The 5,977-nt window shown below is 40.0% G+C and carries 6 protein-coding genes; all 6 read right to left on the bottom strand.

All coding sequences use genetic code 11. The features are described from left to right. A partial coding sequence (gene hisD, locus KKH91_03365; GenBank protein ID MBU0951853.1) for a histidinol dehydrogenase occupies nucleotides 1-804 on the bottom strand: 804 nt, incomplete at its 3' end. Between the two features lie 20 nt (nucleotides 805-824). After that, nucleotides 825-2,090: a UDP-N-acetylglucosamine 1-carboxyvinyltransferase gene (murA, locus tag KKH91_03360; protein ID MBU0951852.1), complete on the bottom strand. Its 1,266-nt coding sequence runs from the start codon at nucleotides 2,088-2,090 to the stop codon at nucleotides 825-827. After that, nucleotides 2,078-2,947, bottom strand: a complete 870-nt coding sequence (gene prmC, locus KKH91_03355; protein MBU0951851.1) for a peptide chain release factor N(5)-glutamine methyltransferase — start codon at nucleotides 2,945-2,947, stop codon at nucleotides 2,078-2,080. Before prmC ends, murA begins: the two co-directional genes overlap by 13 nt. A 3-nt stretch (nucleotides 2,948-2,950) precedes the next feature. Beyond that, entirely contained in the window at nucleotides 2,951-4,036 is a 1,086-nt protein-coding gene (gene prfA, locus KKH91_03350) for a peptide chain release factor 1 (GenBank protein MBU0951850.1), read from the bottom strand. Nucleotides 4,037-4,115: 79 nt separating this feature from the next. Beyond that, on the bottom strand, nucleotides 4,116-4,457 hold the full coding sequence (rpmE, locus tag KKH91_03345; GenBank protein ID MBU0951849.1) for a 50S ribosomal protein L31: 342 nt from the start codon (nucleotides 4,455-4,457) through the stop codon (nucleotides 4,116-4,118). A gap of 83 nt (nucleotides 4,458-4,540) precedes the next feature. Further along, a complete protein-coding gene (gene rho / locus KKH91_03340; GenBank protein MBU0951848.1) occupies nucleotides 4,541-5,803 on the bottom strand; it encodes a transcription termination factor Rho in 1,263 nt (420 codons plus the stop codon). Between the last annotated feature and the right edge of the window lie 174 nt (nucleotides 5,804-5,977).

Here is a 5,977-nt window from a genome sequence, read left to right as displayed (position 1 = left end):
CTTGTTTTTCTTTATTTCTTTCTCGATAAGTTTTTTTACCTTTTCTATTACTCTCTTTGAGTCACAGAATAAATATCCTTTTGCATCAGGAGAATGTTCTATCTGGGCCAGCAGGTCATAGGCAATATATACCGGATTTGAAGATGAATCGCAGATTAATGCAACCTCACTGGGACCGGCAATTAAATCAATTCCTACGTTACCGAATAATTGCCTCTTAGCTTCAGTGACATAGCTGCTGCCCGGCCCTATTATCATGTCAGCTTTCGGCAGGGTCTGGGTTCCAAAAGCAAACCCCGCGATGGCCTGCGGGCCGCCGACACGGAATACTTTGTCAACTTTTGCTGCTTTTGAAGCGTATAACACTGACGGTGTTATATTCGCTGGGGGCGTAGCGATGTATATATTTTTAACCCCAGCTATCCTGGCAGGAATTACTGTCATCAGCACAATAGAAGGGTAATAGGCATATTTACCTCCGGCGATGTAAACACAAATGGTTTCAACCGGCTTTACAATCTGCCCGACAGTTTTACCTTTATTTGAGTATTTCCAGGATTTTGTGATTTTATTGCGCTCGCATTTGTGGAAGAATTCGATATTTTCTGCGGCGTGATTTATGGCGTGTTTTAAATTTGTGTCTATTTTGTCTACGGCTGTGTCCAGTTCCTGCTGCGACAAAAGAAAATCCTCAGGGTAAATATTGACCCTGTCAAATTTCAGGGTATATTCTGCTACAGCCTTGTCCCCCCTGGCTTTAACGTCATTGATTATTTTTGCGATATTGTTATTTTCGCCAAACATGTTTTTATTATACAAAAAAATTAGCTGATTTTCCTGTAAATATTCGCTCCTAATTGAACAAGCTTTTTTTCAAGGTTTTCATAACCCCTGTCGAGATGATAAATTCGGTTTACTGTTGTTTTTCCTTTTGCTGCAAGCCCCGCAAGGACTAAAGCAGCGCCTGCGCGCAGGTCTGAAACCATTACGGGTGCGCCGCTTAAACAACTATTTCCAAGGACTGTAACTATATTGTCTTTTATAGAAAGTTTTGCTCCCAGCCTCTGCAATTCAGCGGCATGGATAAACCTGTTTTCGAACACTTCCTCTTTTATTTCAGATTTCCCCTGGGCAACACACATGAGGGCCATCCATTGGGCCTGCAGGTCTGTAGGAAACCCTGGATAGGGAGATGTAATTATATTAACCGGTTTAATTTTACATATATGGCTTATTTTTACCGAGTTTGAATTTTGTTCTAACTTAAACCCTGCAAGCCTTAATTTTTTCAGTAATGCATCTATATGTTCCGGAATACATTTGTTTACTTTTACTTCTCCCCGGGTAATTGCGCCTGCTATAAGATATGTGCCGGCTTCAATTCTATCCGGGATAACACTATGGTTTAAAGTGCCCCCAAGTTTTTTTACACCTGTTATCGTTATTGTTTTTTGGCCGGCATTTTCAATTTTTGCGCCTAATTTATTTAAAAAATTTGCCAGGTCAATTATTTCAGGTTCTCTGGCGGCATTTTTTATTACAGTTTTGCCTTTTGCAAGAGTGGCGGCAAGAATAATATTTTCCGTAGCGCCGACGCTTGGGAACCTGAAATTTATCACAGCTCCTTTTAACTGCCTGCGGTCTAAATGCACGAAGCCTTCCTTTACTTCGATATTTGCGCCCATTTTTTCAAAGCCTGAAAGATGAATGTCTATGGGCCTGATACCTATGGCGCAGCCTCCCGGAAGAGCAATCTTTATTTTACCGTACCTTGCCATTAAAGGACCCGCTACCCAAAAACTGGCCCGCATTCTTTTTACCAGGTCATAAGGGGCTTCTTTCGGCACTTTACGTCTTTTGTTACGGGTAATAATAATTTTACCAAAGTTGTCTTTTACTATTTTCTTGCCGAAATATTCCAATAACAATATTGTTGTTTCGATGTCTTTTAATTGAGGGACATTTCTGATAACACACTTTTCGTCCGTCAAAAGGGTGCTGATCAGTATAGGCAGCGCGGCATTTTTTGAGCCTGAAATTTCAACGCTCCCGGAGAGCTTGCTGCCGCCTTCGATAATTATTTTGTCCATTTGAATATTACCACCCTATTATGCCCGGATAAATCCTTCACAATTTTTGTAGTTGCAAAACCTTTCGATTCGAATATTTTTTTTACTTTATCGGCCTGGTTATAACCTGTTTCTAAAAGAAAATACCCATTCTTGTTTATGTGCTTAATACAGGAAGTTGACATATACTCATAAAAAACCAGCCCCTCAGAACCGCCGTCCAGGGCCGTTTTTGGCTCAAAATGTATCTCCGGTTGGAGTTTAGCGAACTCTTTAGCTGTTACATACGGAGGATTTGAAATAATTATATCAAAAACAGGCAGTTTTGAAAAACCTTTACTTAAGAGGTCAATACATTGAAAATCAACTTTTTTTTCTGCTTTCAGGATTTTTGCATTCTGTTTTGCAATTTTAACTGATTCTTTTGAAACATCGATACCGGTTATGATAGTATTCTTTGTCAGTTTTGCCAGCGCAATTGATACATTTCCGCTTCCAGCCCCTATATCTAGGACATAAAGCATATTATAGGCCTTAAAACCCGGGGTATTTACCAGTTTCACGGTTTCTTCAACTAAAATTTCTGTTTCCGGCCTGGGTATAAGCACCCTGTTTGACACTATGAAATCCATTCCCATGAATTCTTTTCTCCCGATGATATAACTAAGCGGGATTCGCGCTGCCCGTTGAACTATTTTTTTGTTGTAATTTTTTGCGATTTCCTGGTTAACTTCTTTATTATAATCCATTATCAGTTTTAACCTGTCGCATTTTAATTCGTCAGCAAGGATAACCTGGGCATCCAATTCAGATTCTTCAACACCTTTCTTTGAGAGAAGTTTTGAACCTTTTTCGATTAATTCGTTAATAGTTATCATTTATTATTCCTCGTCGTTCAGGTCAGACTGACTTGAATCTTCTTTCTTATTTGCAATGCCGGTTTTTATCTGTTTTAAGAACTCATCCAAGTCGCCTTCAAGTATATTTTCGAGGTTATGTATGGTTACACCGGCCCGGTGGTCGGTTATGCGGTTTTGCGGGTAATTATAAGTCCGTATTTTTTCAGACCTTTTTGCACTGCCGATCTGGGCCCTTCTTGCGTCGCCAATTTCGCTGTCCTGGGCTTTTGTTTTCATTTCGCTTAAGCGTACAAGCAATAGTTTATAAGCTTTTTGCCTGTTGCGCCCCTGCGATCGTTCGTCTTGGCAGGAACAAACTATGCCTGAGGGTAAATGAGTAATTCTTACTGCGGAATCTGTTTTCTGGAGGTGCTGGCCGCCGTGCCCGGAAGCGCGGAAAGTATCAATCTTCAGGTCTTCGGGTTTGATTTCCATGTCTATTTCTTTCGGTTCCGGCAAAATAGCAACTGTTGCCGTGCTGGTATGAATGCGGCCGGAAGATTCTGTCGAAGGGATGCGCTGGACCCGGTGCGTGCCGCTTTCATACTGCAAAATATCATAAATATTATCTGCTTCGACGCCTACTATGATTTCTTTAAAACCTTTTAAACCGGTGGCATGAGAACTTAACGATTCCATTTTATAACCTTTTCTCTCGAAGTACCTTGCATACATCCTGAAAAGGTCTGCCGCAAACAGGGCCGCTTCATCGCCGCCGGTACCTGCGCGTATTTCCATAATTACACTGTTTATTGCGAGATCCTGTTTATCCTTATTTTTGAAATATTCATTTAGTTCTGTTTCGAGCTGTTTTTTTGTAATCCCAATGGTTTTAATTTCTTCCTCAGCAAGTTGTTTCAACTCTTCATCATCAAGTATGGCAAGGCTTTCAATTTGATCGTTTGAATTCTTAAATTCGCGGTATTTAAGGACGGCCGGAAGAATTTTACCGTGTTCTTTCAGGTAATTGCTGTAATCTTTGTCCTGGGCGATTACTTTTTGATCGGAAATAAGCCGCTCAAGCTCTTTGCATTTATTGTCTAAATCTTCAAAATATTTAGTTTCCATAATTTTTTATTAAAAAACAAAAAAGACAGATGGATACATTGCTGTGCCGATCTGTCTTTTAATAATATCTAATGTTTTGCTACTTCTCTGTTTTTTTAGCCTTTTCTGCTTTTGCTCCAGGGGCTGCTTTCTTCTTATCCGGTGTTGTGGAAAGGACTTTAAAAGCTTTTTTCTTCGGAACTTTGACTGCTTTAACCTTTTTAACCCTTTTTGTATCGATTTTTATTTCTTTAAATTTCTTTTTAAACTTTTCTACTCTCCCGGCCGTATCTACAAACCTTTGTTTGCCCGTAAAAAACGGATGGCATGACGAACAGATATCAACCTTAATAACCGGTTTGGTTGAACGGGTTATAAAGCTATTCCCGCATGCGCAGGAAACTTTTGATTCAACGTAGTTTGGATGAATTCCCTCTTTCATTTTTTTGTCTCCTGATTTTAAATTCTAGTGTATTATACAACAATAATCTTGATTATTCAAATCTGAAATTTCAAATTTGAAATCTATTTATCGATTGAAGACATTTCCATGGATTTTAAAAAATCTTTATTTGACTTTGTTACTGAAATTTTTTCCAGCAATAGCTCCATGCCTTCGATTGAATTAAGCGAGCTTAATATTTTGCGCAGGATCCATACTTTGTTTAATTCTTCAGGGTCAAGCAGTAATTCTTCTTTCCTGGTTCCTGAACGCGTGATATCTATTGAAGGGAATATTCTTCTGTCGGCTAACTTACGGTCAAGATAAATCTCCATATTGCCGGTGCCTTTGAATTCCTCAAAAATAACTTCATCCATACGGCTTCCGGTCTCTACAAGCGCCGTGCCGATTATCGTAAGGCTGCCGCCCTGTTCAATTTTCCTGGCTGCGCCAAAGAACCTTTTAGGCCTCTGAAGCGCGGTAGCATCGATACCTCCGGAAAGCACTCTTCCGCTTGCCGGGGTTATTGTATTATAGGCTCTTGCCAGCCTGGTGATAGAATCCAGCAGAACTACTACATCCCTGCCGTGTTCCACAAGCCTTTTGGCTTTTTCAATCACCATTTCAGCTACCTGAACATGCCTGTCAGCAGGTTCATCAAAAGTTGAAGCAATAACTTCTCCTTTAACTGAACGCTGCATATCCGTAACTTCTTCCGGCCTTTCATCAATCAGAAGAATAAGTAAATCTACTTCAGGCGAGTTTATTGATATTGAGTTTGCTATTTTTTGGAGCATAACTGTTTTACCGGTTCTGGGCGGAGCGTTGATAAGCGCTCTTTGGCCTTTGCCGATAGGTGCTATCAAATCGATTACCCTGGTGAGCACATCGTCCTTTGAAGTTTCAAGGCGAAGCCTTTCAGAAGGATAAAGCGGGGTAAGGTCATCAAAATACATTCTTTCACGCACTTTTTCAGGTTCGCTTTTGTTTACGGCTTTGACCTGTAAAAGAGCAAAGAACCTCTCCCCTTCTTTTGGCGGGCGGACATACCCGGAAACCGTATCGCCTTTGCGCAAGCCGAATTTCTTGATCTGCGAAGGCGATATATAAATATCTTCCTGGCTTGGCAGGTAGTTATAATTGGTTGAACGCAAAAAACCAAAACCATCCGGCAAGACTTCAAGCACTCCTTCATTATATATAAGGCCGTTTTCTTTTGCCTGTACTTCCAGGATTTTAACGATAATTTCCTGTTTGCGTAAACCCGACAGCGACTCAATTTTCATCTCTTTAGCCATTTTGTTCAGATCGGTGAGAGTTAATTTGTTGAGCGCAGTGATATCCATCATCTGTTCCACTGTAATACCTCCTAATAAGTTGAAGCGCAGAATATCATATTCTGTCTTTGGCTTTTTTCTCTAAAATATTTGATTGTTTTGATTCATTTGGCAAGAAATTAAAAAACACCGAAAAATGCAACCCTTATTTAGTGTTTGCGAAAGAATTAAACTTAGAATTTT

The sequence above is a fragment of the Elusimicrobiota bacterium genome (genome assembly GCA_018816525.1).
GTDB lineage: Bacteria > Elusimicrobiota > Endomicrobiia > CG1-02-37-114 > XYA2-FULL-39-19 > OXYB2-FULL-48-7.
The sequence above is the reverse complement of the archived record's forward strand: the minus strand, read 5'-3'. Positions and strand labels throughout refer to the sequence as shown.

Bases quoted from the DNA above. Each gene is read 5' to 3' on its own strand.
- rpmE (MBU0951849.1), bottom strand. From the start codon at position 4,457: ATGAAAGAGGGAATTCATCCAAACTACGTTGAATCAAAAGTTTCCTGC.
- rho (MBU0951848.1), bottom strand. From the start codon at position 5,803: ATGGATATCACTGCGCTCAACAAATTAACTCTCACCGATCTGAACAAA.
- prmC (MBU0951851.1), bottom strand. From the start codon at position 2,947: ATGATAACTATTAACGAATTAATCGAAAAAGGTTCAAAACTTCTCTCA.
- murA (MBU0951852.1), bottom strand. From the start codon at position 2,090: ATGGACAAAATAATTATCGAAGGCGGCAGCAAGCTCTCCGGGAGCGTT.
- prfA (MBU0951850.1), bottom strand. From the start codon at position 4,036: ATGGAAACTAAATATTTTGAAGATTTAGACAATAAATGCAAAGAGCTT.